General features: G+C 64.2%; 22 protein-coding genes and 1 pseudogene. 14 read left to right on the top strand and 9 right to left on the bottom strand.

Features of this window, described 5'->3' with window-relative positions:
- Together BQ4436_RS03315 and BQ4436_RS03310 are read left to right on the top strand one after the other, a co-directional pair.
- A partial coding sequence (locus BQ4436_RS03315; RefSeq protein ID WP_143000786.1) for a M20/M25/M40 family metallo-hydrolase occupies nt 1–721 on the top strand: 721 nt, incomplete at its 5' end.
- A 41-nt stretch (nt 722–762) separates the two neighbouring features.
- On the top strand, nt 763–1272 hold the full coding sequence (locus tag BQ4436_RS03310; RefSeq protein WP_070975509.1) for a hypothetical protein: 510 nt from the start codon (nt 763–765) through the stop codon (nt 1270–1272).
- Nucleotides 1273–1285: 13 nt separating this feature from the next.
- Here the strand turns inward: BQ4436_RS03310 and BQ4436_RS03305 are convergent, their stop codons facing one another.
- Nucleotides 1286–2455: an alpha-amylase family protein gene (locus tag BQ4436_RS03305; RefSeq protein ID WP_070363322.1), complete on the bottom strand. Its 1170-nt coding sequence runs from the start codon at nt 2453–2455 to the stop codon at nt 1286–1288.
- Nucleotides 2456–2505: 50 nt separating this feature from the next.
- On the opposite strand from BQ4436_RS03305, the gene BQ4436_RS03300 reads away from it, so the two are divergent.
- The 7 genes from BQ4436_RS03300 (at nt 2506) to BQ4436_RS03270 (ending at nt 11410) form a co-directional block, all read left to right on the top strand.
- Nucleotides 2506–3081: a TetR/AcrR family transcriptional regulator gene (locus BQ4436_RS03300; RefSeq protein ID WP_070479017.1), complete on the top strand. Its 576-nt coding sequence runs from the start codon at nt 2506–2508 to the stop codon at nt 3079–3081.
- 33 nt (nt 3082–3114) lie between these two features.
- Complete coding sequence (locus tag BQ4436_RS03295; RefSeq protein WP_070975508.1) at nt 3115–5850, top strand: hypothetical protein; 2736 nt, start codon at nt 3115–3117, stop codon at nt 5848–5850.
- Between the two features lie 361 nt (nt 5851–6211).
- Entirely contained in the window at nt 6212–7603 is a 1392-nt protein-coding gene (locus BQ4436_RS03290; protein ID WP_070363325.1) for an aromatic ring-hydroxylating oxygenase subunit alpha, read from the top strand.
- A gap of 36 nt (nt 7604–7639) precedes the next feature.
- Nucleotides 7640–8200 (top strand): aromatic-ring-hydroxylating dioxygenase subunit beta, encoded by a 561-nt coding sequence (locus BQ4436_RS03285; protein ID WP_070975507.1) that lies wholly within the window; start codon nt 7640–7642, stop codon nt 8198–8200.
- 15 nt (nt 8201–8215) lie between these two features.
- Nucleotides 8216–9283 (top strand): VOC family protein, encoded by a 1068-nt coding sequence (locus BQ4436_RS03280; protein ID WP_070975506.1) that lies wholly within the window; start codon nt 8216–8218, stop codon nt 9281–9283.
- Nucleotides 9280–9981 (top strand): putative quinol monooxygenase, encoded by a 702-nt coding sequence (locus BQ4436_RS03275; RefSeq protein ID WP_070975505.1) that lies wholly within the window; start codon nt 9280–9282, stop codon nt 9979–9981. The genes BQ4436_RS03280 and BQ4436_RS03275 overlap by 4 nt, the downstream gene beginning before the upstream one ends.
- A 31-nt stretch (nt 9982–10012) precedes the next feature.
- Complete coding sequence (locus BQ4436_RS03270) at nt 10013–11410, top strand: MFS transporter (protein ID WP_070975504.1); 1398 nt, start codon at nt 10013–10015, stop codon at nt 11408–11410.
- A 49-nt stretch (nt 11411–11459) separates the two neighbouring features.
- Here the strand turns inward: BQ4436_RS03270 and BQ4436_RS03265 are convergent, their stop codons facing one another.
- The 4 genes and pseudogenes from BQ4436_RS03265 to BQ4436_RS03255 form a co-directional block, all read right to left on the bottom strand.
- The gene (locus BQ4436_RS03265; protein WP_143000785.1) at nt 11460–12110 is read right to left on the bottom strand and encodes a DUF6198 family protein; all 651 of its coding nucleotides are present in this window, start codon (nt 12108–12110) and stop codon (nt 11460–11462) included.
- Between the two features lie 91 nt (nt 12111–12201).
- A complete protein-coding gene (locus tag BQ4436_RS03260) occupies nt 12202–13911 on the bottom strand; it encodes a bifunctional 3-(3-hydroxy-phenyl)propionate/3-hydroxycinnamic acid hydroxylase MhpA (protein WP_070975502.1) in 1710 nt (569 codons plus the stop codon).
- A gap of 314 nt (nt 13912–14225) precedes the next feature.
- Complete coding sequence (locus BQ4436_RS12455) at nt 14226–14648, bottom strand: SRPBCC family protein (RefSeq protein WP_255366105.1); 423 nt, start codon at nt 14646–14648, stop codon at nt 14226–14228.
- A pseudogene (locus tag BQ4436_RS03255) lies at nt 14640–15881 on the bottom strand (glutaminase); the annotation flags it as partial. The pseudogene BQ4436_RS03255 and the gene BQ4436_RS12455, both read right to left, overlap by 9 nt.
- Nucleotides 15882–15956: 75 nt before the next feature.
- On the opposite strand from BQ4436_RS03255, the gene BQ4436_RS03250 reads away from it, so the two are divergent.
- From BQ4436_RS03250 to BQ4436_RS03235, 4 genes are all read left to right on the top strand, one after another.
- The gene (locus BQ4436_RS03250; RefSeq protein ID WP_070975523.1) at nt 15957–17384 is read left to right on the top strand and encodes an ATP-binding protein; all 1428 of its coding nucleotides are present in this window, start codon (nt 15957–15959) and stop codon (nt 17382–17384) included.
- A 194-nt stretch (nt 17385–17578) separates the two neighbouring features.
- Nucleotides 17579–17791, top strand: a complete 213-nt coding sequence (locus tag BQ4436_RS03245) for a helix-turn-helix transcriptional regulator (protein WP_070975500.1) — start codon at nt 17579–17581, stop codon at nt 17789–17791.
- Nucleotides 17792–17795: 4 nt separating this feature from the next.
- The gene (locus BQ4436_RS03240; protein ID WP_070975499.1) at nt 17796–18278 is read left to right on the top strand and encodes a hypothetical protein; all 483 of its coding nucleotides are present in this window, start codon (nt 17796–17798) and stop codon (nt 18276–18278) included.
- 23 nt (nt 18279–18301) lie between these two features.
- Nucleotides 18302–19462: a globin domain-containing protein gene (locus BQ4436_RS03235; protein ID WP_070975498.1), complete on the top strand. Its 1161-nt coding sequence runs from the start codon at nt 18302–18304 to the stop codon at nt 19460–19462.
- Here BQ4436_RS03235 and BQ4436_RS03230 read toward each other — a convergent pair.
- Together BQ4436_RS03230 and BQ4436_RS03225 are read right to left on the bottom strand one after the other, a co-directional pair.
- Nucleotides 19434–20174 (bottom strand): helix-turn-helix transcriptional regulator, encoded by a 741-nt coding sequence (locus tag BQ4436_RS03230; RefSeq protein ID WP_070975497.1) that lies wholly within the window; start codon nt 20172–20174, stop codon nt 19434–19436. The genes BQ4436_RS03235 and BQ4436_RS03230 overlap by 29 nt on opposite strands.
- Nucleotides 20171–20827, bottom strand: a complete 657-nt coding sequence (locus tag BQ4436_RS03225) for a helix-turn-helix transcriptional regulator (RefSeq protein ID WP_083329414.1) — start codon at nt 20825–20827, stop codon at nt 20171–20173. The genes BQ4436_RS03230 and BQ4436_RS03225 overlap by 4 nt, the downstream gene beginning before the upstream one ends.
- Nucleotides 20828–20916: 89 nt before the next feature.
- On the opposite strand from BQ4436_RS03225, the gene BQ4436_RS03220 reads away from it, so the two are divergent.
- Nucleotides 20917–22230 (top strand): multicopper oxidase domain-containing protein, encoded by a 1314-nt coding sequence (locus BQ4436_RS03220; protein ID WP_255366102.1) that lies wholly within the window; start codon nt 20917–20919, stop codon nt 22228–22230.
- Between the two features lie 113 nt (nt 22231–22343).
- On the opposite strand, the gene BQ4436_RS03215 is transcribed toward BQ4436_RS03220, so the two are convergent.
- Together BQ4436_RS03215 and BQ4436_RS03210 are read right to left on the bottom strand one after the other, a co-directional pair.
- Nucleotides 22344–23600 carry a hypothetical protein gene (locus BQ4436_RS03215; protein ID WP_070975495.1) on the bottom strand — a complete coding sequence of 419 codons (1257 nt, stop codon included), beginning with the start codon at nt 23598–23600 and terminating at the stop codon, nt 22344–22346.
- Entirely contained in the window at nt 23601–25067 is a 1467-nt protein-coding gene (locus tag BQ4436_RS03210) for an MFS transporter (protein ID WP_070975494.1), read from the bottom strand.
- Nucleotides 25068–25072 lie beyond the last annotated feature (5 nt).

The raw sequence follows: 25072 nt of genomic DNA, 5'->3' as shown, positions 1-25072 counted from the left end.
CCTCGTGGTGCGCGGGGACGCCGGCCACGGCTCCGCCCCGCACGGCCGCGACATGGCCGTCACCAAGATCGGGGAGGTTGCGCGCCGCATCGCTTCGGTGCAGCCCTCCGTGACCACGGAGCAGCCGTGGCCAGACTACATCCGCGCCTGGAAGTTCGACCCCGAGACCGAGGCCGCCCTGCTACGCGGCGAGGGCTACGAGGCGCTCGGCGACCTGGCGCGCTACTCGCACGCGATGAGCCACCTGAGCATCGCGCCTACGGTACTGCGCGCGGGCGAGGCCATTAACGTGCTGCCGTCCATGGCCTACATGGAGCTGGACATCCGCCCGCTGCCCGGCCAGAGCCAGGAGTGGATCGACGAGCAGCTGCGCGAGGCGCTCGGCGACCTGGCCAGCGAGGTGGAGATCCAGCACCTCATCACCGAGGACGCCACCATCTCCCCCACCGACTCGCCGCTCTATCAGGCGATCTGCGAGACCTACGCCGAGTTCTTCCCCGACGCCGTGGTGGTCCCAACCATCGCCGCCGGCGGCTCGGACCTGCGCTTCGCGCGCCGCAAGGGCGGGGTGGGCTACGGATTTGCGATGCACGCCCGTGAGCGTCACCTGGGTCAGGTGCTGGATTTGCTGCATGGCCACGACGAATACGTGGATATCGAGGACGTTCACCTCACCGTGGACGCCTACCGCAGCCTGATTCGGCGCTTCCTCGACGCCTAACCGGGTGTGACAGATGGGGCTGATGTGACATACTGGCGGCTATGAAAATTCGCACAGCTGCACTCACCGCACTCATGGCCGCCACCGTTTCTACCGGCGTGGCCTCCGCTGACGCCATCGACGACGCCCTGGCAAAGCTGCCCGCAGGCCAGATCTCCTGCGATCAGGCATCCCGCTACTGGACCAACGACGCCGACTTCAACGCCAAGAAGCGCCAGGCCCAGACCATCGCAGCCTTCGACCGCCGCGGCCCGCAGATCCAGGCCGCGCTCGGCCGCGTGGAGGAAGCCGCCAACCGCTGCGGCCTGCGCGGCACCACGGGCGCGCCTGCAAATAAGCAGCAGACTGCACCGGCCCCCGCCCAGCAGAATGCCCAGCCGGCCCCCGCACCCGCACCGCAGGGCACACCTGTGATCACGCTGGCACCCGCCAACGTGCCCACCTTCGACATGCCGGTCGCGGGCGCGGTCACGCTGCGCCTGCCGGACCTGTCCGTCATTGCCCGGGAGCTGCTGGCCAAGTACGCACCGGGTTCCTCCCTGCCGTTCTAGGCCGTTCTAGCGGTTAGACAGCAGACCACTCGTAGCAGGTCTCGCCCCCGGACGTGATGCGCACGCCCGGCGCGGGGTCGAGCCAGGCGGTCACCGTCGCGCGCTCCGAACCGGATTCGAGCGCCACGGTGATCGCCTCATTTGTTTTGTCGGTCACCTCGAGGGTGGCGGTTTCGAGCCAGCGGTGGCGGCGTCGAAAAGCGATGAGCTTCTTGTGCTCCTCGAAGATCCACTGCCCCAGACTCGAAAGCTCCGCGGGGCTGGCTGGCAGCGGCGGGCGCACGGGGTCGTCGGCGGCGAACCCCTCCCCGCGCAGGCCCTCGAAGCCCTGCTCATCGCCGTAGTAGATGCTGGGCATGCCGGGCAGCGCCATGAGCAGCGCCGTGGCCACAAGCGCGCCGTCCTGCCCCACCTTCGAAGCAATCCGGTCCACGTCGTGGTTGCCGACGAACGTGTTGGGCACCATGTGCTCGCACAGGTCGCGGTGGCGGCCCAGCGCGTGGTCAAGCTCCCAGAAGTTCACGTCCTTGATGGAGGACCACAGGGCCTTCCACAGCTCGTATTGAGTGACGGTGTCCAGGGTGCCCGCCGCGGCGATCTCGGCGTAGTCGCCGTGGATGACCTCGCCCAGGAAGAGCGCGTCCGGGAAGCGCTCGCGCACGCGCGCCAGCACGGTGCGCCAGAACTCCGGCGGCACCGAGTACGCCACGTCCAGGCGCCAGCCCGTGATGCCGCGTTCGAGCCAGTAGCACATGACGTCGGTGACCAGGTCCGCCACGCGCGGGTCCTCGTGGTGGAGGGTGGCCAGCTCGCCGTGGCCTTCCCAGTCCGTGTCGCCGGCCAGGCCCTGCGCCACCAGCGGGTGGGTGCGCGCGACGTGGTTGAACACGCCATCGAGCATCACGTGGATGCCGCGCTCGCGGCAGGCGGCCATCAGGTGGTCGAAGTCCTCGTTGGTGCCCAGGCGGGGGTCGATCTGGAAGTGGTCCAGCGTGTCATAGCCGTGGGACACCGATTTGAAAATCGGGCCGAGCAGCAGCCCGTTGCAGCCGAGCTCGATCAGGTAGTCCAACCAGGGCTCGAGCTGCCGCAGGCGCGGCGCTTCGTCGTGCTCCTCGCGGATCGGTGCGCCCGTGGCGCCCAGCGGGTAGACGTGCCACCAGATAATGTCTGACGTGGACAAGTTCCTCACACTTTCTATTGAGCAAAGCTCAGTACTGTAGGGTGGTGTCCATGACACAACCACGACGGAGGCTCAGCGTCGAGCAACGCCAGGAAGAAATCCTCGCCGCTGCCACGGACATCTTCTCCACCACACCTTACGTGGAAGTCTCCACCCAGGACATCGCCGACGCCTGCGGTGTGTCCCAAGGCCTCCTCTTCCACTACTTCGAATCCAAGGCAGGGCTCTACACCGCTTTCCTCAAGGCACACACCCAGCCGCTTTTCGACGACCACCTCGACCCCAACACCGACACCCACGAGGCTCTGCGCAGCACCCTGGAGCGCTACCTCAACCACGTCGCCGAGCACCCGTTCGTGTGGCTGGCCGGTCGCCGCGGCGGCGCCGAACCCACCGAGGCAATCAACCTGCGCATTGAGATGCGCGACGCCTCCGTCGAAACGCTGTGCTCCCTGCTGGGCCGCGACGACGAGCACGCCGCACGCGCCGCATCCGGGATGCTCGGCTTCCTCGACGCCGTCTGCATCGACTGGGTCGACGAAAGCTGCCCCGCCCCCGAACGCGACGACATCATCGACACCGCCATCGGCGCACTCACGGGGGCACTCGCCGCTACACAGAAGTAGCACTTCGAGAGGTCTATCCCCTAAACTTTGCGCATGCACAAGTTGACCTCCGGCGCCCTCGTTGTCGCCCTGACCGGCACCGCCGTCACCGTCCCCGCCACCATCAACCCCACCGCCCACTACGCCGAAGCGCAAGGCCTCCTCGGCCTCGGCGGGCAGGCGTTGCAGGGGCTCGTCGAAAAGGGCGAAGCCAAAGTCGCCGAACTCGAATCCCAGCTATGGAAAGCCGACCTGGCGCTCAAGGGCGCGCAGGCTGTCCTCGAGATGAAGCGCTGGGGCGTCGTCCTCGCCATCGGCGAGGAGAACAAGAAGGCCAAGCAAGCCGAGTACGACCAGCAGAAACTGCTCGTCGACTCCGCCGAACTCCTCGTCCGCACCACCAAGACCTCCCTCGACGCCGCACGCAAAACACTCGCCGTGACCAAGAAGCAGCTCGAGGACTTCAACGGCAAAGACCCATCCGCCTACGAAGACGCCCCCGAACCCGACATCAAACCCGTCGCCCTGCCCACCAACCTGCGCGAAGCCCTTGAGAGCATCACCGCGCAGCAGGAGGCAGTGGCCAAGCGCCAAGCACTTTTCGACGAAGCCGACTCCGCCTACACCAAACGCAAAAAAGAAGTCGACTCCAGCTGGTTCAGCTGGCTCGCCCCCTCCAACACCAAGGAGCTCGAGGGCCTGAAGAACCGTCGCGACGCCCGCAAAGCCAAACTCGACCTCGAACAAGCCCGCCTGGACAACATCACCCGCTCCATCGAACTCTTCGAAACCGTCGAAGCAGCAACGCCTTCGCACGAGGGCCACGGCGCCGACCGCTACGACGCCACCACCCCCACCAACATCGACGACGCTTCTCGACAGCTCGAGTTCGCCAACAGCACCCTCGAAGCCGCCACCCACCGCAAGGCCAACATCGAAGCCAACCTCGCCGCACTCACCGGATGGCAAGAGCGCAACCCATTCACCGGCTTCTGGCACAACGCCGACAAGTGGACCCTCGAACGCGCCCTCCGCGCCGTGGACAACGAAATCACCGACGCCACCAAACGCATCGCCGACAAAGCCGCCGCGCTGGAGGAACTGAAGAACGCGCCCGCGGAGACAGAGGCTTCTGAGACCGAGGCTGCCGAGCCTTCTGCAACGGTAGAGCCTTCTGCGGCTGCCGAGCCGACCGAGGAGTCCGCCCCGCGGACACCGGAACCGTCGGAATCTGAAGCAGCTCCGGAACCGTCGGAATCCGAAGCTCATGCTGAGCCCGAATCCCCCGAGACTTCTTCGGAGGAGTCCGCGGCAACCTCAACACCAGCGACAACGTCTACTTCAGCTCCGGAAGAGTCCGCCCCGCGGACACCCGAAGCTTCCGAAAGCGTTGAACCTGCAGACACTTCCGCCGAACCCGAAGATCAAATCGATATCGACGAGCTCACCCACAACCTCGACGAGGCAAAGAAACTCGAGCAGGACATGCTCGATCTGCAGAAGCTGCTGCAGCAGTACATCAACAAGCCTGAAGCCGAGACAACCAAGCCGTCCGAGTCGCCCCAGGATGAGGCATCCGAGGCTGAAGCACCCGAGGCTGAGGTCTCACCAACGACCGTGACCGAGGTGTCCGCGGCAACCACAGCACCAGCAACAACGGCTGCCCCAACCTCGGAGGTGTCCGCCGCGCGAACAACGCAAACGACTGAACCGAGCGCTGAGGATTCCGCCGCGCGGACAACCGAGGAGACAGCACCCACTGCTGACAGTTCCGCCGCGCGGACAACCCCGACCGAAATTCCTTCGAGTGAGCAGTCCGCCGCGCGGACAACTACTTCGGCAAAGCTGTCCACGGTAGCCGTGGCCCCTGCAACCTCGTCCGAGGTGTCCGCCGCGCGGACAACTGAAGCCGCAGAGCCAACGATCGAAGTGTCCGCGGCAACCTCAACACCAGCGACAACGTCTGTTCCAACTTCGGAAGTGTCCGCCGCGCGGACAACCGAAACGACAGAACCGGCTACCGAGGATTTCGCCGCGCGGACAACCACTTCGGCAAAGCTGTCCACGGTAGCCGTGGCCCCTACAACTTCGTCGGAGGTGTCCGCCGCGCGGACAACCGAAGCCGCAAAGCCAACCACCGAGGTGTCCGCGGCAGCTTCGGCACCAGCGACAACGGCTGCCCCGACCTCATCGGAAGTGTCCGCCGCGCGGACAACGGAGAGGCCAGAACCCACTGCTGAAAGTTCCGCCGCGCGGACAACCGAAACGACAGAACCGGCTACCGAGGATTTCGCCGCGCGGACAACCACTTCGGCAAAGCTGTCCACGATAGCCGTGGCCCCTACAACTTCGTCGGAGGTGTCCGCCGCGCGGACAACCGAAGCCGCAAAGCCAACCACCAAGGTGTCCGCGGCAACCTCAACACCAGCGACAACGTCCACCCCAACCTCGGAGGTGTCCGCCGCGCGGACAACCGAGGAGACAGAACCGACCACTGAGGATTCCGCCCCGCGGACAACCGAAGCCGCAAAGCCAACCACCGAGGTGTCCGCGGCAACCTCAACACCTGCGACGAGGCCGGGAAGTTCCGCGCCGCGGACAACTAGCCAGGCGCCGGAAACTACGCAGCAGGCCAAACCAACGCAGCAGACGGAAGGGGCTGCGAGTGGGGCGGAGGGGTCGTCGGCAAGTAGTTGGCTGTGGCTGATCCTGCCGCTGCTGCTGGCGCTTGGGTTCGGCGGTGCGGCGTACGCGGACCTGATTCCGCGCGTGCGGCTGCCGAGGATGTAGCGCGCGCACCAGATTCCTTGTTTTTCGCGGGGCGGATTTGGAAAAGCCCTGGTCGCGGGAAGCACGTGAGGGAATTTGGTGTGCGTAGAGTAAGGTCTGAGTGCCAATGGACGCAACCTCTTTTGGGCTAGCTATTCATACTAGCTGGTAATAAAAGTGCTGGATGTTTAGGCTTGCGTCTTTTGGCACTGGCCCCCGGGAAGAGTCGGGAAGACTATCCTAGGCTGAACTTTGAGCCCCGAGGCCCCTCCTTTTATGCCCGCCGGGGCTGTTCCATTGACTGGAACGTGGGTTTTAGCCAATTATTCTTCCGTTTAAAGTCACTCCCACAGATGACACAGATCACAGAGGGGAAGTGGCTATGAGTAAGATCGCAGAACTCATTGATCCGGTCGGAGGATACGTTTCCGGCAAGATTTTCGCCGACGAGGACATCTACCGCCAGGAGTTGGAGACCGTCTGGCAGCGCACTTGGGTGTTCCTTGCGCACGAGTCGATGCTGCCGAAGCGCGGGTCCTACATCCAGACCTACATTGGTGAGGACCCGGTCATTGTTGTGCGCCAGAAGTCCGGCGAGGTCAAGGCGTTCCTGAACCAGTGTCGCCACCGCGGTATGCGTATCTGCCGCGCTGACCGCGGTCAGGCGAAGTCCTTCATGTGTTCCTTCCACGGCTGGTCTTACGACCTTGAGGGCAACTTGACCAACATCCCGCATGAGAACAATGCGTACCCGGAGGGCATCGATAAGTCGAAGTTGTCGGCGATCAAGGTGCCGCGCATCGAGAACTACAAGGGCTTCATCTTCGGCTCCTGGGATGAGACGATCCCGCCGCTGGAGGAGTACCTGGGCAACGCGAAGTACTACCTGGATGGCTACATGGACCGCTACGAGGGCGGCATGGAAGCCATCGCTGTACACAAGTGGGTCCTGCCAGCGAACTGGAAGTTCAACGTTGAGCAGCCGACGTCCGACATGCAGCACTCGGAGATCTCCCACGTCTCCGCGGTGGAGGCGCTCAGCTCCGGTTCGGACACCTTCGACCGCAAGACCGGCCGCAAGAAGGTCCCGGAGGGCCGCCAGTTCCTCAGCCCGTACGGTCACGGCGGTGCGTTCTTCGGCAAGCGTGACGCGGAGATCCCCAACACTGGCCCTGCGCTGATCGAGTGGGAGAACACCATCCGTGACTCCATCGTGGAGCGCCTCGGTGAGTTCCGCGAGGTCCGCGGCCACATGAACGTCTTCCCCAACTTCATGCTGCTGGGCAACTACACCTTCCGCGTCACCCACCCGCGTGGCCCGAACGAGATGGAGATCTGGTCCTGGGCGTTCGTGCCAAAGGACGCGCCGGAAGAGGTCAAGGAAGCCATCCGTGTCGACGTCATGCGCACCTTCTCCCCTGGCGGCATGTTCGAGCAGGACGACGCCGAGAACTGGGAGGAGATGCAGCACATCCTCCGCGGCGCGAAGTCCCGCGAGACCGGCTTTACCTACAACATGCGCCGCGTCCCCGTCAGCTACGACGATGACGGCTACCCAGGCGCATCCACGGCACATGTCTACTCGGACAACGCCGCGCTGAACATGTACGGCTTCTACCGCGACCTGATGGAAGACAAGTCTTGGGAACAGCTCAAGGCCGAACGAGGGGGCGTTCCGGAGGTTGACCAGCGTGACTTCACCAAGGTGATGGATCCGGAAGCAGCAGCGGCAGCTGCAGCCTCTGACGGTGCTTACGAAGGCAACGTCGATTAGTCCCTAGCTTTTACACGACCTTTGAAGGAGAAACCCATGGCGAGCAACAACACGCAAGCGTCAGAGGCAGTGACCCAGGCCCCTGCGGGTGCGGAAGATGAGCGCCTCATCGCGCGCTTCCTGTACGACGAAGCTGAAATGATGGACAACATGCAGTGGGAAGACTGGCTCGACTGCATGCACGACGACGTCGACTACTGGGCGCCGGTCCGCGAAAACCGTGTGGCCCGTGAGCGTAAGGAAGAGTTCTACCCGAAAGGGACGTCGGTCTACTTCGAGGAATCCAAGGCGTTTCTGCGCCAGCGCGTCGTCCGTCTTCAAACGAACATGGCGTGGGCCGAGGAACCGCCGTCACGTTCGCGCCACATGCTCACCAACCTGCGCATTGACGAGCGTAGCGACGGCACCTTCGCCGTCCGCTCGAACTTCCTCATCTACCGTTCCCGCGGGGAGCGCTACGAGGACACCATCGCAGGTGAGCGTCGCGACGTCATCGTACGGGCACCGGAATCGCGCTACGGATTCCTGGTGCTCGAGCGTGAGATCCGCTTCGATATGGCAACCATCCTCGTCAAGAACTTGTCTCTGTTCTACTAAAGAAAGGAAACGCTCTTGAGTACACAGATTGAAACCACGAACCTCCTGCGCATCGGCGTCGTTGTCTACGATCTCGACGCCAAGATCAAGGAGTACTCCCGCATCTACGGCATCACCGACTGGGACACCGCCGAGCACGCACCGACCGACGCGGTAGCGCACGGCCGACGCTTGGCGACGACCCCGGGAACCTGGCGGAGCGCCGTCGGCACCACCCCGGCCGTGAACGGCGAGAAAGGCCCAGGCGGGCGCCCGGCGTCGAGCCTCACCTTCGAGATCATCGAACCAACCGGCGGCGAGAGCCCCTTCAACGAGTTCCTACGCACCAAGCGCGAAGGCATCGCGTTCCTGCAGGTCCGCTCCACCGCGGCCAACGACGAGGCGGTCGCGGAGCACTTCAAGGCGCTCGGCTACGACATCGCCTACACAGCAACTGTCGACGGCGCCACGCGCACCTTCTACGACACGCGTGAGAACCTGGGCGGCTTCCTCGTCGAGATGCTCCCCGCAACCGCGGCCGACCCAGCCCAGGTGAGCACCGACACCCGCCCGCCCCAGCCGGTGCAGGGCATGTACCACTTCGGTGTCCTCGTGCACGACGTCATGGCGGCGCTGCCGCACTACCGCGACGTCTTCGGCATCCAGCGCTACGAGATGAAGACGTGGGAGACCGGCTTCGGCCGCCTGGACAAGCCGTACTACCGCGGCAAGGACGGCGACACCGGCTACTTCACCGCCCAGGGCACCGCCGGCGACTTCGGCTTCGAGATCATCTCCGTCAACCACGGCGACTGCCACTACAACCGCGAATTCTTCGATGAGCGCGGCCCGGGCATCCACCACTACTTCGCGTGGATGACCACGGAGGACTCCGAGTGGGACGAGGTCGTCGCCTCCATGACCGAGGCTGGCCACCCACTGTGCATGGGCTCTAACCTGCGCGGCGGCGCCGCCGAGTTCGGCTACTTCGACACCTTCGACGCGCTCGGCGGCTACCTCATCGAGATCGTCGCGCGCCGCGAGCCACCGAAGCCGGAGTTCGCCGCGCCGGACTGGATCGTCGACTTCGAGGAGCTCGTATGATCCGCATCGTTCACCGCGGAGCTACCGATGCTCCAGAAAAGCTTCTTCACGACGTCGCATCCCTCCGCCAGCGCGACGGCATCAAGCAAGCCGAGGCCTATCAAACCCTGGCGGTCGAGGACGAGGACTGCGCCGTCGCGATCCTCGCGGAGAGCGTGTCCGACTACGCAGAGATCGTCGAAAAGCTGCCGGAGCTGCCGCACCTGCACACATTCGTGCAGGACGGCACGACGGAGATCTACGAGCAGTCCAAGTACGTCCTCGCCGACGGCGTGTGGGCCCCAGAAGCAGGCTACGACGCCCGCATCATGTGGCCAGCGCGCGGGCCAGTCAGCATTGTCATCCAGAACGCTTTCGTCGAAAACCCTGAGATGCGCGCGCTGACCGCCCAGGAAATCACCGAGACCCGCCGCGAGCCGGGCTGTCTCTACTACGCATGGATGGAGAACCTGGAGCTGCCCAATCACCTCATGCTGCTTGAGGTGTGGGCGGACCAGACGATCTACGACCATCACTGGTTCGGGCGCATGGCCACGGGCGAGTACCGCGGCAACTCCGGACGCGAGGCCGCCACGCCGCAGCGCGGAGAACTTACCCGCGAGTTTTACCGCCAGCAGTCCTTCGAATACCACTACGGACGCCTTCTCCCTGAGGCAACCGAAAACTATTCCCACTCCGTTGCGTGGTCCGCGCGCTAGCTGACCACCCCATCCCTTTCAGGAGACCCACATGACTAACATCACCCATGCCCCACCGGTAGACCTCGCGAAGCATGAGCGCACGCCGAAAGAGCGACGCCTCGCCCTTGGTTCGTCCTTCCTCGGCTCCACCGTGGAGTACTACGACTTCCTGCTCTACGCAGCCGCAGCTGGCCTGGTGTTCCCGCAGCTCTTCTTCGCGAACATCGACCCGAAGCTGGGCACGATGCTCTCCTTCGTCATCCTGCTCACCGGCTACCTCTCCCGCCCGATTGGTTCGATGGCGTTCGGCCACTTCGGCGACAAGTACGGCCGTAAAAACGTCCTGGTCATCACGCTCATGACGATGGGGCTTGTCTCCATCTCCATCGGTTTGATGCCGTCCTCGCAGATGATTGGGCCGGCCGCTCCGATTCTGCTGGTCATCCTGCGCATCATCCAGGGCATGGCGATCGGCGGCGAATGGGCCGGTGCCACCCTGATGGCCATGGAGAACTCCACCGCCAAGAACAAGGGCTTCGGCGCCTCCGTCGCCATCGCTGGCGGCCCAGCAGGTGCCATCTTGTCGACGCTGGTCCTCGCGATCTTCGCGAAGGCTTCCGGCGACAACTTCGCCAACCCCGAGCAGTACTTCATCACCGACTGGGGCTGGCGCGTTCCGTTCCTGTTCTCCGCAGCCATCGTCATCGTCGGCCTGTTCATGCGCGCCAACGTGAAAGAGTCCCCAGAGTTCGAAGCCGCCCGGCGCGCCGGCAAGGTGCACACCGGTGTACCGCTGGTCCGCATGCTGAAGGAGGCTCCGCGCGAGCTGGTCCTCGGTGCGCTCGCCGGCACCGCCGCACTGTTCGTGCAGGGTCTGCAGGGCTCGTTCATGGTGCCGTACATCGTGAACGTGACCGCTGAAACTGAAACGCCAGTCGGCCGCTCTACGGCGCTGATGATGGTTACCGTTGGTTCCGCCATCGCGATCTTCGTCATGCCGGGCCTCGCCGCCCTGTCTGACCGCCTCGGCCGACGCCGCGTCATGCTGGCTGGTGGTTTGGTCTCCATCATCGGCATCTGGATCGTTTTCAACATGATCGACTCCGGTGACCCAACCAAGATCTGGATCGGCATGGTCCTGCTCGTATGCGTGGTGCAGCCCGCACAGTACGGGCCGATCGGCGCGTTCATCTCCGAGAAGTTCGTCCCCGAGCTGCGCTACACCGGCTCCGGTATCACCTACCAGGCGGCGTCCATCCTCGGCGCTGGTACCGCACCGCTGGTCGCGACCCGCTTCGTCTCCCCGGAGACCGGCCTGACCCCGCTGGCCATCATCATCACCGGCCTGTTCGTGGTCTCCTCGCTGGCGATTTACTTCTCCAAGGAAACCGCCCAGAGCATGGGCCACGCGGAGCGCTTCACCAAGACGAATGTGTTCAAGGGCTAGCACCGCAACACAAACGCCCCGGAGCTACTCCGGGGCGTTTTCTTATTGCTTAGTCGACCGGCTTCACCAGCCGCCGGGCAACCGGGGTGAACGCCCCCACGATAAACCCGAGCGTCAGCGCTGAGACGATCGTCGCCTCACGGGCAGCCTCAAAATGGCCCACCCACAATACGGACAGCACCAACGCCAGCAAAACACACACGATGTCAAAGACCAGCTTGACCTTGTAGAACGGTTTTCGACGCAGCGTCGCAACGGTAGCGACGAAGCCCTCGCCCGGCAGGAATACAGCGTTGGCTGTAGCCAGGATTGCCACGCCAAAGCCGAGCACCACCAACCCGACCGCGACGAGCGCAACCTGCGCCGCGTAATTCGTCGACACCAGCGGGCGGAACACGTACATCCACCCGTCCAAACTCACGCTGCCGACAAACAGCGCGGGCAGCTGCAGCCAGTACCGGCGAGGGAAATCCTGACGGAGCATCAACCACTGCGCGGTGATGAGGAACAGGTTGAGCACAAACGTCCAACCTCCGAAGCTCAGCCCACCGATCAGCGTCATCGCGTACACCGGCGACGAGACCGGCGGCGTGCCGAGCTGGCTCGTCGTCACAAGGGCGGTACCGGCCATCATCACCACAATGGCGAACACTGAATATGCGTAGTCTCTCGGCCGCGCCGAGTGTTTCGAGTCGCTCACTTGCGATACCTCCTTGATAAGGACTTGTTAAAAACCAGGGACACCCAAACATTCCTGTCTGAGTGCCCCTGAAGTAGTAGTCAGAATGTAATTACTGCACGCGCATGCTTGCAGCCTGCTTGTACGCCTCCCACGCCTTACTTGCCTGGGCGTTGAGCGTTGCCACCGCAACGAACCTGTCCGGGCGGACAAGCACCGTACCAACCGCGCGGGTATCAAAAAAGCCCTTCAGCGCACCCGTGATATCCGAGACAACCTCGGTGTCCGCCGACACGTACTCCTTCGCCCACTCGACCTGCGTCGGGCTGACCGCACACACCAGTTTGACGTTCGCCTTTGCCATCTCAGCGAGCTGCTCCGGCGTGAACAGGCGGGCCGGGTCCACGCCCCAGGTCACCACGGCGTGGTTGAGGCCCAAGGCGTCGTCGAGAAGCACCTCAGCGCCGTTGTACTCGACCTTCGGCTGGATGATCTGCAGGCCCACCGGCGACATCTTGTTCACCGCAACGCGCGACGTAACGATGCGCGGGCGATGCGACGGATCATTCGAACGATCCGCAACACCAGGCTGCAGCGTCGCCTGATCCACCACCGCGCCACGGCCGTAGCGCGGCACCGGCTTGAGCTTCATGTCCGCGAAGTACTCCTTGACACGCGGCGAAAGGTTCATCAGCTTCGCCGCCGTGTCGCGCACGAACGCCACCTTCTTATCCGTCGGCTTAATCACCGTGCCGAACGTCATCGACAAATCGATCATGGCCTTGGCGTGGTCGCGGCGCTCGACATCGTAGGTATCCAGCAGCTCCGGGCTGAAGTTGCCCTGCAGCACGCCGGCGAGCTTCCACGACAGGTTCGTCACGTCGCGGATACCCGAGTTGTACCCCTGGCCCATCCACACCGGCATCAAGTGCGCCGCGTCACCGGCAATGAGCACGTTGCCCTTCCGGAACGTCCGCGCCATCCGGCCGTGGTGCGTGAACACGCGGCGGCGGATCACGTCCAGCTTCGTGCCCTCCGGGATGTGCTCCGACAGCAGCTCCTCAATGAAGGCGTCCTCCTCGACCTTCTCGGTCGGCTCGTCGTCGAACAGCATGAACTCCCAACGACGCACCCCGCGCGGCAGGCCAATGGACACGTACGGGCGGTTCGGGTCGGCACCGAGGTACACATTCGGGGCGCCCAGCGGATCATTGTTGACGTCAACAACAACCCACCTTGTCGACGGCGACTTCCCCTCAAACTCCGTCCCCATCCACTTGCGCGTAAACGAACGGCCACCTTCACAACCAACGAGGTACCTCGCGGTGATCTGCTCCTGCTCGCCCGTGCGCTCCTCCCCCTCTTCACCACGCACGACCTCAAAGGTCGCGCGGACGCCACCCTCGACCTCCTCGATCTTCACCAGCTCACGGCCAAACGTGGTGGTGACGTGCGGGAACCTCGCCAACCCATCGAAGGAGGCCTTATCTGCCGGCGGCTGCAGGAACCCAAACTTACGAGGCCACCCGTACGGCTCACCCTGCGGGTTGTTCGTCAGGATGACGTTGCCGGCACCATCGACCAAGCGCATGATGTGGTGCGGAATCGTGTACGGCCGGAACTCCTCCGCCAGGCCCATCGCCTGGATGGTGCGCATGGACTCGTCGTCGAGGCCCACCCCGCGCGGGTAGTCAATCAGCTGGTCACGCTTCTCCATGACCGCGACCGAAACACCACGGATGCCAAGCAGGTTCGCCAGCGCTAGGCCAACCGGTCCCGTACCGATGACCAGCACATCAACGTCTGCATTCAGCTCTCCCATGGTGTTCGCTCCTTGACTTTCGACAATAGATCCAGCACAGTGAGTCACCTCACTTTCGCATGTGTTTCTAGTTCTAATCACAGGAGTAAGTTGACGCATCTCCAATTCCGTCTTTCGGAACATGTGAAGGTGGGTGCGCGCACCAGATTCCTTGTTTTTCTCGGGGCGGGTTTGCAAAAGCCCTGGTCACGGCAAGCGCTTGGGGGAATTTGGTGTCATAGCGCCCCGGCTTTGCACCAGATTCCGGGATTTTGGGGGGCGGGTTTGCAAAAGCCCTGGTCGCGGGAAGCGCGCGAGGGAATTTGGTGCGCAGTCTACTCAGATTTGCTCTCGCGCTTGATCAGTGGCTCCAACTTGTCGCGGAGACGCGCCTTCCAGTCGGCGGCGGCCTCCTCGTAGCCTTCCTCGTGCGGGTGCATGCCGCGGTGGGTGAATTTGACGCGGGTGTCGCCGTCGGGGGCGTCTTCAAGCTCGAAGATGATGTCGGTGTCGTCCCACTCGGGGTCCTCGAGCAGGTTGCCGGTGGGCTCGACGCGCCAGACGAGGCGGTCGCCCTGCTCGGCTTCGGAGACGTAGAGCTCGGCGAATTGGTCGTCGTTTTGGAAGTGGAACTCGCCGCCGGCGGTGTCTGCAGAGCCCTCGATGGTTTCGTCCCACCACTCCTGTGGCCTGGTGATTGCGCGGAAGACTTCGGTGCGGCTCGCCGGGACCTCGAAGGAGGTGGAGAAGTCCTTCACGGCGCGGAATTTGGTGCCGTCGGAGAACTCGTAGTCGGGCATGGCGCCGTCGGGGTCGTAGATGGAGACGTCGAAACCTTGGTCGCGGATCTGCTTGATGCCTTCCTTAATCAGCAGGCGCCCGGCCTTGTTGAATGAGGTGACGTTGGAGACGTCGAGCACCAGGCGGTTGCCGGCGAGGCGGTATTCGCCGAGGTCGTGAAGGATTTTCTCGGCAGCGGTGAAGTTGATCATGCCCTGGAGTTGCACGACGGTCTTCGCTTCTCGACGATCCACCGTCCGGATTCCTGGCGCCGCGTAGTAGTCGGCGCTCATCAGGTTGAGGCCGAGGGATTCGGAAAGCTCGCGGAAGATCTTCACGCCGCGGACCGAGTTGCCCTGCTTGTCCAAGCGAGGGCTGAGCGACGCGATGCCGAGCTGCCCCGGCATCGTCCCGATAAGGCCACCGGCCACGCCCGACTTGGCGGGAATGCCCACGTTGACCATCCAGCGGCCGGAACCGTCGTACATGCCGGCGGATGTCATCACAGCCTGCGTGACTCGGCTGGCTTTCGCGGACATGATGCGCTCGCCGGTGATCGGCTGGACGCCGCCGTTGGCCAAGGTGGCGGCCATCACGGCGAGGTCGCGGACGGTGACCAGGATGGAGCACTGCTGCGTATACGAGTTCACGGCGTCGTGGGCCTGGTCCTGCACCATCCCGAACTCCCGTAGCAAGTGCGCGATGGACAGGTTGCGGTGCGCGGTTGCCAGCTCGTCGTCGAGGATGTTTTGGTCGATGCGCAGTTCACGGCCCGCAAGGCGGGAAAAGAACGACCGAATCTTCTCGACGCGGTCTTCGACACTCGAATCCGCCCCGTTGATGAGCTGGTTCACGGCGATGGCGCCCGCATTGATCATGGGGTTTGAGGGCCGGTTGGTGGCGTCGTCAAGTGAGATGGCGTTGAAGGCCTCCCCCGAGGGCTCAACCCCCACGACCTTGTGCACCTCTTGGGCGCCGAGTTCCTCGAGCGCGAGGGCGTACACGAACGGCTTCGAGATCGACTGGATGGAAAACTCGTAGCTATCGTCGCCGACGGAGTACAGGTGGCCGGACGTGGTGCATACGGCGAGGCCGAGCTTGTCCGGGTCGGCGGTGCGCAGCGACTCGATGTAGTCGGCGAGCTCGCCGGCGTCGTCGTCGCGGACGAGGTCAAGGATCTTATCGAGGTACGCGGGCACTGGAGTTGGCATGCCGACCAGCTTACTTCCCACATAACATACCACATAACATCCCACATGTGGGATGTTATGTGGTATGTTGAGTTTATGCAGGTAGAAGAAGTATCGAAGATCGTCGCAGATCTGCGGTTGGTTGGTGAGACCCCGCGAGTTGAGGTGAAATCGAACGTCGGGAAGAGCATTCTGGAGACGCTCTCGGCGTTTGCGAATACGCAGGGCGGAGTCATTTTGATCGGATTGAGCGAGGACGCATCCTTCGCCCCGCTCGATAGGTTCGATGCGCAGCGCGCCCAGGATGCGGTCGCGTCGCGCTGTGACCAGCTCTCACCAGTGCTTCGGCCGCTTGTCACACCGGTGCCGTTCGAGGGATCGGCGATTGTAGTCGTCGAGGTGCCCGCCCTTCCCCCGCGCGAGCAGCCCTGCTACGTCAAGGAACGAGGGATGTACAAGGGTAGTTTCACCCGCACCGGGGAAGGCGAGCGACGCCTCGAGCCCTACGAAATTGACCGCCTGCTCGAGGAACGCACCCAACCCACGTGGGATGAAGAACCAGTTGCAGACGCCTCCCCGGACGACCTGGATACCGACCTGCTCACCCCCTACCTCTCCCATCAGAAATCACTGCGGCCGCGCACCTTCAAGCAAGGTGATGTGACCGCAATGCAGCGCCTGCGCATCCTCGACGGTGAGCACCCCACACTCGCTGCGCTTCTCACGATGGGCGAGTACCCACAGCAGTTCTTCCCACGCTTGACCATTACGTTTACTCTCTTGCCAGGCACTGAGATCGGGGAAGTCGCCGAAGGGATTCGGTTCCTGGACAACGCGACGCTCACCGGTACGATTCCCGAGATGGTCGAAGCGGGCGTCGAACTTGTGAAGAAGAACATGCGCACCGCGAGCGTCATCGGCGATGTGTACAGGAAAGACATGCCGGACTACCCGGTAGAGGCAGTACGCGAGGCGCTGGTCAATGCCGTCATGCACCGCGATTACTCCCCTGCCGCGCGCGGAGGCCAGGTCCAGATTATGATGTTCGCCGACCGTCTGGAGATCACGAATCCTGGGGGCCTCTACGGCGGCGTCACCACGGAGAACCTTGGCGACGCCAGGGTCAGTAACTCACGCAACCAGCGGCTTTCTACGTTCCTGGAGGAACTGCGCTTCGACGACGGCGGGCCCGTCGCGGAAAACCGTGGCTCTGGAATCGCCGTGATCGAACAAGCGCTTGCCAAAGCGCTCATGCCCCCACCCACGTATGCGAACTCGCTCACGCACTTCACGATCACCTTCCACAAACGCAGAATCATCGCAGCAGAGCGGCACGGGACGGCCATCGACCAAGTGAAAGATCTCCTTGCCACGAAGGAGTCCTGGTCCACGACCGAGCTCGTAACGGAGACGCAGCTGAGCCGAACAGCGGTCCAAAACGCACTCAATCGCCTGGTAGACGCCGGAGAGGCGGAGCGAACAGAGCCGCATAAGAGCCCCCGCCAGCGCTACCGCGCAACATAACATCCCACATAACATCCCACATGTGGGATGTTGGGTGGTATGGCGGACGAGGTCAAGGATCTTATCGAGGTACGCAGTCTAGAATTTTGCGCTTAGCGACGCCCACTCTTACCTTTTTGCCTACTTTCCTTTACATAGTGGCGCGTTTAGTTTATTGTTTGTCTTAGGCGCTTATAAAGCAGAAAGGAGCGCTGATGCCCGACGCACACGAAAACATGGTCCGCAAATGGCGGCGGTGGCAGGAACTCTCCCAGGCCGAGCTCGCCGCACAGGTGGGAGTGTCCCGCCAGACCATCGCCAACATCGAAAAAGGCAACTACTCCCCCTCCGTCCACCTCGCACTCGACATCGCACACACCCTCGGCAAAACCGTCGAAGCCCTCTTCGGCGACGAACAGGAAGGATAACCCCATGTTGAAGCAGTACGGCGACAAGAAGATCGCCCTGGCAAACCAGGGCACCGACGACGAATACCAGCAGCAGATCCTCCACCAGTCCAGCACCGTGACCTCGGAGACGCTGTTGTACACCACCACGTTCATCATGGCGATCCTCGCCTGGGTCCTGCCAAGTGGTGTGGCCATCTACTCACTGCTCGCGCTGTTGCCCGGCACGCTCGCACAAACCGCCGGCGCGCTGTGGATGCAGAACTACGCCCCGCGGCCCCGCCCGCCCAAGATTTTCACGCTGTCCACCCTGCCCATCTGGATCTTCCTCGCGATCGCCTTAGCCGGAATCGCTTTTAACGACTTCGACAGTGACCCGAGCGGCAGTATCGGCATGGTCATCGGCGTGATCGTCGGCGGTGGCGCTGCTGCGATCTTCGCCCCGCGCTGGCAGCGCTCGCGGCGCCGCAGCGACGAAGAGCGACTGGACCAAAATCTCGAAGATTAATAAACACGAGTATATTCGTGTTTATGTTCATTGACGAGAAACCAAACCCGAAACAGGCATACCTGAGCGACGAGCACGCCGAGATCATCAAGGCGACGCTCCCGCCGGTAGGCGCGAACATTCAGACGATCACGAAGACCTTCTACAACAAGATGTTCACCGCCCACCCCGAGCTCATCTCGGACACGTTCAACCGTGGCAACCAGAAGCAGGGCGCGCAGCAGAAGGCACTGGCGGCGTCGGTAGCGACGTTCGCCACGCAGCTGGTGGACCCAGACGCGCCAGACCCTGTGATGATGCTGGACCGCATCGCGCACAAGCACGTCTCGCTGGGCATCACGGCAGACCAGTACCAGATCGTGCACGACAACCTGATGGCCGCCATCGTCGAGGTGCTTGGTGACGCCGTCACCCCAGAAGTCGCCGAGGCCTGGGACAAGGTGTACTGGCTGATGGCCGACGTCCTGATCAAGCACGAAGGCAAGCTCTACGAATCGGACGGCGTGGAAGCCGGCGACGTGTTCCGCACCGCCACCGTCACGGAGAAAACCCAGCTCAGCGACACCGTCTACGCCTACGCCCTGGAAGGCGACTTCACCGCGCCGCGCCCGGGCCAGTACACGTCGGTCGGCGTGAAGCTGCCGGACGGCGCGCGTCAGCTGCGCCAGTACTCCATCATCGAAGGCGACGCCTCCCACTACCGCATCGCCGTGGAAACCGAGGGCGAGGTGTCCACGTTCCTGCGCGACCACGTCAACGTCGGCGACACCGTCGACGCAACACTCGCCGCCGGTGACCTGGTGCTGCAGCCGGGCTCGAACCCAGTGGTGCTGATCTCCTCCGGCATCGGATCCACGCCGATGACTGGCATCTTGGGGCACCTCGCGGCGGAAGGCTCGCCGCGCAAGGTCACGGTCGCGCACGCCGACGAATCACAGCAGTCGTGGGCGCAGGCGGATGAGATGCGGATGCTCGTCGACAAGCTTGACGACGCCTCCCTGCACCCCTACTTCCGTGCCGAGGGCCAGCGCCTCAACGTCGCTGACCTGGACGTTTCCGGCGCGGATGTGTACCTGTGCGGCGGCGAGGGCTTCCTGCAGTCCATCCGCGACGACCTGGCCGAGTTGAACCCGGCGAACGTGTACTTCGAGCTGTTTAGTCCGAACGACTGGCTGATCGGTTAACCAGCCGGGCCCCGCACTGCCCCGGCGCGTCGAACGGCATGAAGTCGAGGTGGTGGGGGCCGATGGTGGCGTCGATAAACCCCTGGTGCAGTGCGCAAATCGTGGCTGCGGGCGGGGTGCCGTCGGCGGCGACGAACGGGCACGCCTGCAGGCCGACTTCCACGGAGGCGTCGCCGTCAGCCTCGCGGACGAGCGGGTCGAAGCCCATCTCGCGCAGGGAGCGCAGCACCGCGGCGGCGAGCTCCTCGAAGTCCTTTGGCGGCTCGCCGAAGGCGGCGGCGAGCTCCTCGAAGTCCTTTGGCGGCTCGCCGAAGCGGTCCGCGTTGCGCCGCGCCCACGCGCGCCCGAAGTCGCGGGCAGCGTCCAGATCGAAGCCGGCGAGCGACTCAATCAGCGACTCGACGAGCGCGACGTACTCGTGCATCACAGCGTGATGCTGTGGGGTGCGCACGTGGTACACGTGCGAGGGGCGGCCGCGGGTAGTGCGGCTGGCCACGCGCCAGCCCACCAAACCGCGCTCCGCCAGCTCATCGACGTGGCCGCGCACAGTATTGACGTGGATGCCAAGCTCCTTGCTCAGCTCGCTGAGCAAGGCACCCTCCGGGAAAGAATCGAGCGCATCGAGGACCTCACGCTGCTTCGGGCTCAGCTCTGCCGCGCGGCGCATCAGCTCCGCGGTGGGCAGGGGGGCGGCGGCGTCGTCGATAGTCATAGTTCGATCTCGCACTGCGACGGGCGACTATACGGCAGCAGCTTGTGCACGATGCCGCCGCTGAGTTCATCCAGGTAGCCGGCGTGCAGGGCACAGATGACCGAACTTGGCGCGCTGACGCCCACCGTCGTGAACGGGCAAGCGTTGAGGCCAATGTTGCCGGACTGGTTTGGGTAGGAGGGGTCGAAGCCGAGGTCCCGCAGAATCGCGATCAGGGCGCTGAGCTGGGACGCCCCGGAGGCGTCCGACTGCACCTCGCGGCCGTTGTGGGTCTGGCGCGCCCACTGACGGCCGATCTCGCGCGCCTTCTCCGTATCGCCCTCGGTGAGGCACTCCGCCATCGTCCTGACCAGGCCGATGTACTCGCGAGTCACGGTCGAGTGGTGCGGGGTGCGCGTGTGGAAAATGTTGCTCGGGCGGCCGCGTCCCTCGCTCGGAGCCGTGGTGACCTGCACCAAATCCCGCGCCAACAACTCATCCAAATGCCCGCGGATCGTGTTGGGGTGCATCCCCATCTCCTTGGCAAGGTCGCCGACCTGCGCCCCATGCGGGTGCAAAGCTAGGCGATCAAGCACCTCGCGCTGTTTCACGCTCAACTCGGCGGCGCGGTCCATCAGGTCCGTCGTCGGTTGAGGCGGGGTCGCCGAATTCACGTGTCCTCCTTCGGTCAGAGCTCTTTACCAGCTTAAACCGAAATCGCGGATTTTCCCTATTCCAGGCCGTATTTATTACGATCGGGACCGTGAATAAAAAAGGGCAGACCTCCGACGGCCTGGCGTGGGGCATCATCGCCGTATTCGTGGCGCTCGTGGTGGCGTTCAGCGCGCTGAGCTCGACCGCAGGCGACGATCGCGGCCCGGAACCACTCGACACCAGCGGCGCCACCACGCTCGACGTCGACATCCAAGGCATGACCTTCACGCCGAATCGTATCGACGTCCCCTCCGGTACCCGCCTCATCCTCACTATCACCAACTCCGACGACCAGCAGCACGACCTCAAGCTGGGCAGCGAGTACACCGGGCGCATCGACCCTGGCGACACCGTCGTCCACGACTTCGGCGTCTTCACCGAGTCCACGCAGGGCTGGTGCACGATCGCCGGGCACAAGGCGATGGGGATGGTGTTCGACGTCGTGGTCGGGTCGGCGAGCCCGAGCACTTCGCCGAGCGCCGCGCCCAGACCGGTAGTCGCCGCGGATGGGCCTGACGACGGCCTGGTCTACCGCGACCCGGCGCTGCCTCCCGCGCCCGATGCTCCCGAAAGAACAGTGCACGAACACACCTGGCACGTTGCCGAAAGCGAGCGTCAGGTCGCGCCCGGCGTCACCCAACCCGTCTGGACCTTCGACGGAAAAATGCCAGGTCCCGTACTGCGCGGGCGCGTCGGTGACCTGTTCCGCATCACCATCGTCAACGACGGCACAATGGAGCACTCCATCGACTTCCACGCGGGTGAGGTCAACCCCGATACAAATATGGCCCAGATCGCTCCGGGTGAATCGCTCACGTACGAGTTCGAGGCCCGCCGGTACGGGATCTGGATGTACCACTGCGCCACCATGCCGATGAGCCTGCACATCGCCAACGGAATGTTCGGCTCCGTCATCATCGACCCACCCGACCTCACGCCTGTCGACGCCGAATACGTCCTCCTCGCACACGAGGTCTTCGTCGGCGAGGACGGCGCCGACCCCGAGCGAGTCGCCGCCGGGCTCTACGACCTCACCGCGTTCAACGGCTACCCCAACCAGTACCAGCAGCGGCCGATTCCGGCCCGCGTCGGCGATACCGTCCGTGTGTGGCTCTTCAACGTCGGCCCCGACAATCCGCTGAGCTTCCACGTGGTCGGCGAAATCTTCGACACCGTGTTCAAGGAAGGCCAGTACCAGATCCGAAACGCCACTGACACCGGTTCACAGGCGATCGGGCTCCTCGCCGCCCAGGGCGGGTTCGTCGAGATGACCTTCGATGAACCCGGGACGTACACTTTCGTGAACCACCAGATGACCGACGCCGAAAAGGGACAGCGCGGCCAGTTCGTGGTCACGCCCTAGGCGAACGGGCTCAGGCAATCCCGCCAAAGGACGCCACAACCACCGCAACTAGCGCCAGCGCCAGGGCGGACTGCCCGGCGGGGCGCTCCACGTGGGCGCCCGCCACCGGGGCCTCACGCTTGCCCGGCGGGGCGCTCCACGTGGGCGCCCGCCACCGGGGCCTCACGCTGCCCCCGCAGCACCGCCACCTGTGCTTTCACTGCCCTGCGCAGCAGCGGCAGGTACGCCACCAGCACGGCGAACACGAGCAGGCTCATCACCACTCGCAGCCAGGACTGCTCCGTCAGCAGCCACACCGTTAGCGCGAGGTTGTACAGCACGACCCGGAAGTAGGTGCCCCGGGACAGTTCCAGCAGCCCGGCGCGCACCGCCTTCGGCCCGCCGCCCATCGTGGTGGGCAGCAGGTAGCTCATGGTGCCGATCAGCAACGGCGCCACGAAGCCGAGCAGGAGCGCCAGCGTGGGGATCTCCGGGACGGTCCGCACGAGCCCCACGGCGTACCAGAGCATCGTGCCGATCAGCCAGAACATCGCCACGAAGACGGAAAGTCCCGGGTAGGTGATGCGGTCGCGTGGGTCGCGCAACACGTCGATCACGTTGACCAGGAACCCCTGGAAGAGCCACAGCCACGCGCCGACGTAGACGAACGCACCAACCGCGACCACCTGCGAGATCCCCAGCAGCGCGCCGACGACGGCGCAGACAATCCCGGCCACCGCGCCCCAAATGGCCACGCGGGTGCGGTCCCGCATGCCGTTGATCCGCCACATCGTCGGGAACAGCACGCTCAGGCTCGACATCGCGGCCAAGCCCACAAAGCCGCCAACGTTGGTAAACAGGTGCGCCTGGCGAATCTGCTCCTGCCAGGTGCCCGGCAGGCCCATCGACAGGGCCGCGCCGAAGCACACCCCCGCCAGCAGGCAGGCAGCCGACGCCACGTACCCAATCGCCGCGGGTCGGTGCCGCTTCTCCGGCCCGGCGTCACGCACCAACCGGGCGAGCACTACCGCGTGCCACAGCACCGCACCCGCTACCAGGCAGCCGCCGACCCAGGTGACCAACCAGTGCAGCTCCCACCAACTGGCCAGAACCTGGCCCACGAGCACCAACACGACGCCCGCGTTCAGGATCCAGGTGCGCCACAACTGGGCAGGGCGCGCTTCCTCGGGAAGGCGCTGCTGCAGGAAACGCTCGGTCAGGTTCACGCTCCACAGCACAATCGAGTTCGCCACGATGCCAAGGGTGAAAATGTGAATCAGCAGCCACGCCGGTTCGGGGAACAGCGTGTGGGTGAGCCCGATCAAGATGAACACCCACATCCAGATGCTCACCGGCTTGGACGCCTTCCGGTGCCAGCTGCGTGCGCTCATTTACGCCGCCACCTTCGCGTCGCCGGACTTCGGGTTGTCGTGGAAGCACCACCAGGTCACAGCGCCGAAGATCAGGGCCGCACAGGCGATCATCACGAGGACGTTGTGGTACGCCCCAGCGTAGGCCGGGGCGGCAAGGGCGTTGGTGGAGGCGTCGTAAATTGCATCCATGCCGAGTGGCTGCAGCTCGGCGGGCAGGTTGCGCACCATCCACATCGGCAGCAACGAGCCGGTCAGCGCGACGGTGACCAGGGTGCCGAACTCGTAGGAGACCTCCTCCACCCCGGCGGCCATGCCGGAGCGGTGCAGCGGCGCCGCGCCAATAATCGCGATCGAGGACACGCTCATCACCGAACCCGCCGAAAAGCCCATCACGGCCAGCGCCGCGATCTCGATGCCGAGGCTGCCCGCGTCCGAACCCCAAATCAGGGCAGCGGCACCAGCAGCGGCGCCCAGGAAGCCGCCGCCGATCAGAGGCAGGAAGCCAATCTTGTGCAGGTAGGCACCCCCAAGTGTCGACGCCGGAATCGCGGCCGCCGCCATCGCGATGATGGTGGCGCCGGCGTGGAGGGGGGAGAAGCCGTCGACAAGCTGGAGCTTCTGCGTGGTCATCAGCTCGGCGCCGGCCATGAAGAACATGCCGCCGGCTGCTGCGACGACGCCGCCGGTGAACATCCGCGACTTGAAAATGTCGAAGGTGAGCAGCGGGTCCGCCAGCTTCCCCTGGCGGCGCACGAACAACACCGCGCCGACGACGCACAGCACCACCGCCACCACGAACAGGGACCAGCCGGAGTTCGGGTTCACCAATTCTTTGATAGCCATGGTCAGGCCCGACAGCGCGAACAGTGCGTACACCGAGGAGATAAGGTCCCAGTGCTTCGCCGGGTTCGGCATGTTCTCCGGGGCCAACCAGAACGTCAGGGCCAGGGCGATGAGCACAATCGGCACGTTGATCAGGAAGACGGAGCCCCACCAGAACGCCTCCAGCAGCGCGCCACCGACCAGCGGGCCCAGCGCCGCACCCACCACGGCCACCGACCCCCAAATGCCGATCGCGGTGTTGCGCTCCCGCTCGTCCGGGAACGTGAGGCGAATCAGCGCGAGCGTCGCAGGCATCATCACCGCAGCACCCATGCCGAGCAGCCCGCGCGCGCCAACCAGCAGCCACGCCGACGGCGCAAACGCCGCCGCCAGCGACGCCACCCCGAACACCACCAGCCCAACAATGAACATCAGGCGGTGTCCCAGCTTGTCACCCAGCGTGCCCGTGCCCAGCAGCAGCCCCGCCAGCACCAGCGGGTAGGCGTTAATAATCCACAAGCCCTGGGTCGGGGTGGTGTGCAACTGCTCGTTGAGCTCCGGCAACGCCGTATACAGAATTGAATTGTCCAGCCCGATCATCAGCAGACCGAGCGAAATCACTGCAAAGAAGGTCCAACGTTGACCCGGCGTCGAATCAGTCATAGGGA

The sequence above is a fragment of the Corynebacterium sp. MC3 genome (genome assembly GCF_900099485.1).
Classification (GTDB): Bacteria; Actinomycetota; Actinomycetes; order Mycobacteriales; family Mycobacteriaceae; genus Corynebacterium; species Corynebacterium pseudogenitalium.
This window is presented reverse-complemented; position numbering and strand designations above follow the sequence as displayed.

Coding starts and splice junctions, on each gene's coding strand:
- BQ4436_RS03310 (WP_070975509.1), top strand. CDS start 763: ATGAAAATTCGCACAGCTGCACTCACCGCACTCATGGCCGCCACCGTT.
- BQ4436_RS03300 (WP_070479017.1), top strand. CDS start 2,506: ATGACACAACCACGACGGAGGCTCAGCGTCGAGCAACGCCAGGAAGAA.
- BQ4436_RS03295 (WP_070975508.1), top strand. CDS start 3,115: ATGCACAAGTTGACCTCCGGCGCCCTCGTTGTCGCCCTGACCGGCACC.
- BQ4436_RS03290 (WP_070363325.1), top strand. CDS start 6,212: ATGAGTAAGATCGCAGAACTCATTGATCCGGTCGGAGGATACGTTTCC.
- BQ4436_RS03285 (WP_070975507.1), top strand. CDS start 7,640: ATGGCGAGCAACAACACGCAAGCGTCAGAGGCAGTGACCCAGGCCCCT.
- BQ4436_RS03275 (WP_070975505.1), top strand. CDS start 9,280: ATGATCCGCATCGTTCACCGCGGAGCTACCGATGCTCCAGAAAAGCTT.
- BQ4436_RS03270 (WP_070975504.1), top strand. CDS start 10,013: ATGACTAACATCACCCATGCCCCACCGGTAGACCTCGCGAAGCATGAG.
- BQ4436_RS03260 (WP_070975502.1), bottom strand. CDS start 13,911: ATGGGAGAGCTGAATGCAGACGTTGATGTGCTGGTCATCGGTACGGGA.
- BQ4436_RS03250 (WP_070975523.1), top strand. CDS start 15,957: ATGCAGGTAGAAGAAGTATCGAAGATCGTCGCAGATCTGCGGTTGGTT.
- BQ4436_RS03245 (WP_070975500.1), top strand. CDS start 17,579: ATGCCCGACGCACACGAAAACATGGTCCGCAAATGGCGGCGGTGGCAG.
- BQ4436_RS03240 (WP_070975499.1), top strand. CDS start 17,796: ATGTTGAAGCAGTACGGCGACAAGAAGATCGCCCTGGCAAACCAGGGC.
- BQ4436_RS03235 (WP_070975498.1), top strand. CDS start 18,302: ATGTTCATTGACGAGAAACCAAACCCGAAACAGGCATACCTGAGCGAC.
- BQ4436_RS03230 (WP_070975497.1), bottom strand. CDS start 20,174: ATGACTATCGACGACGCCGCCGCCCCCCTGCCCACCGCGGAGCTGATG.
- BQ4436_RS03215 (WP_070975495.1), bottom strand. CDS start 23,600: ATGAGCGCACGCAGCTGGCACCGGAAGGCGTCCAAGCCGGTGAGCATC.
- BQ4436_RS03210 (WP_070975494.1), bottom strand. CDS start 25,067: ATGACTGATTCGACGCCGGGTCAACGTTGGACCTTCTTTGCAGTGATT.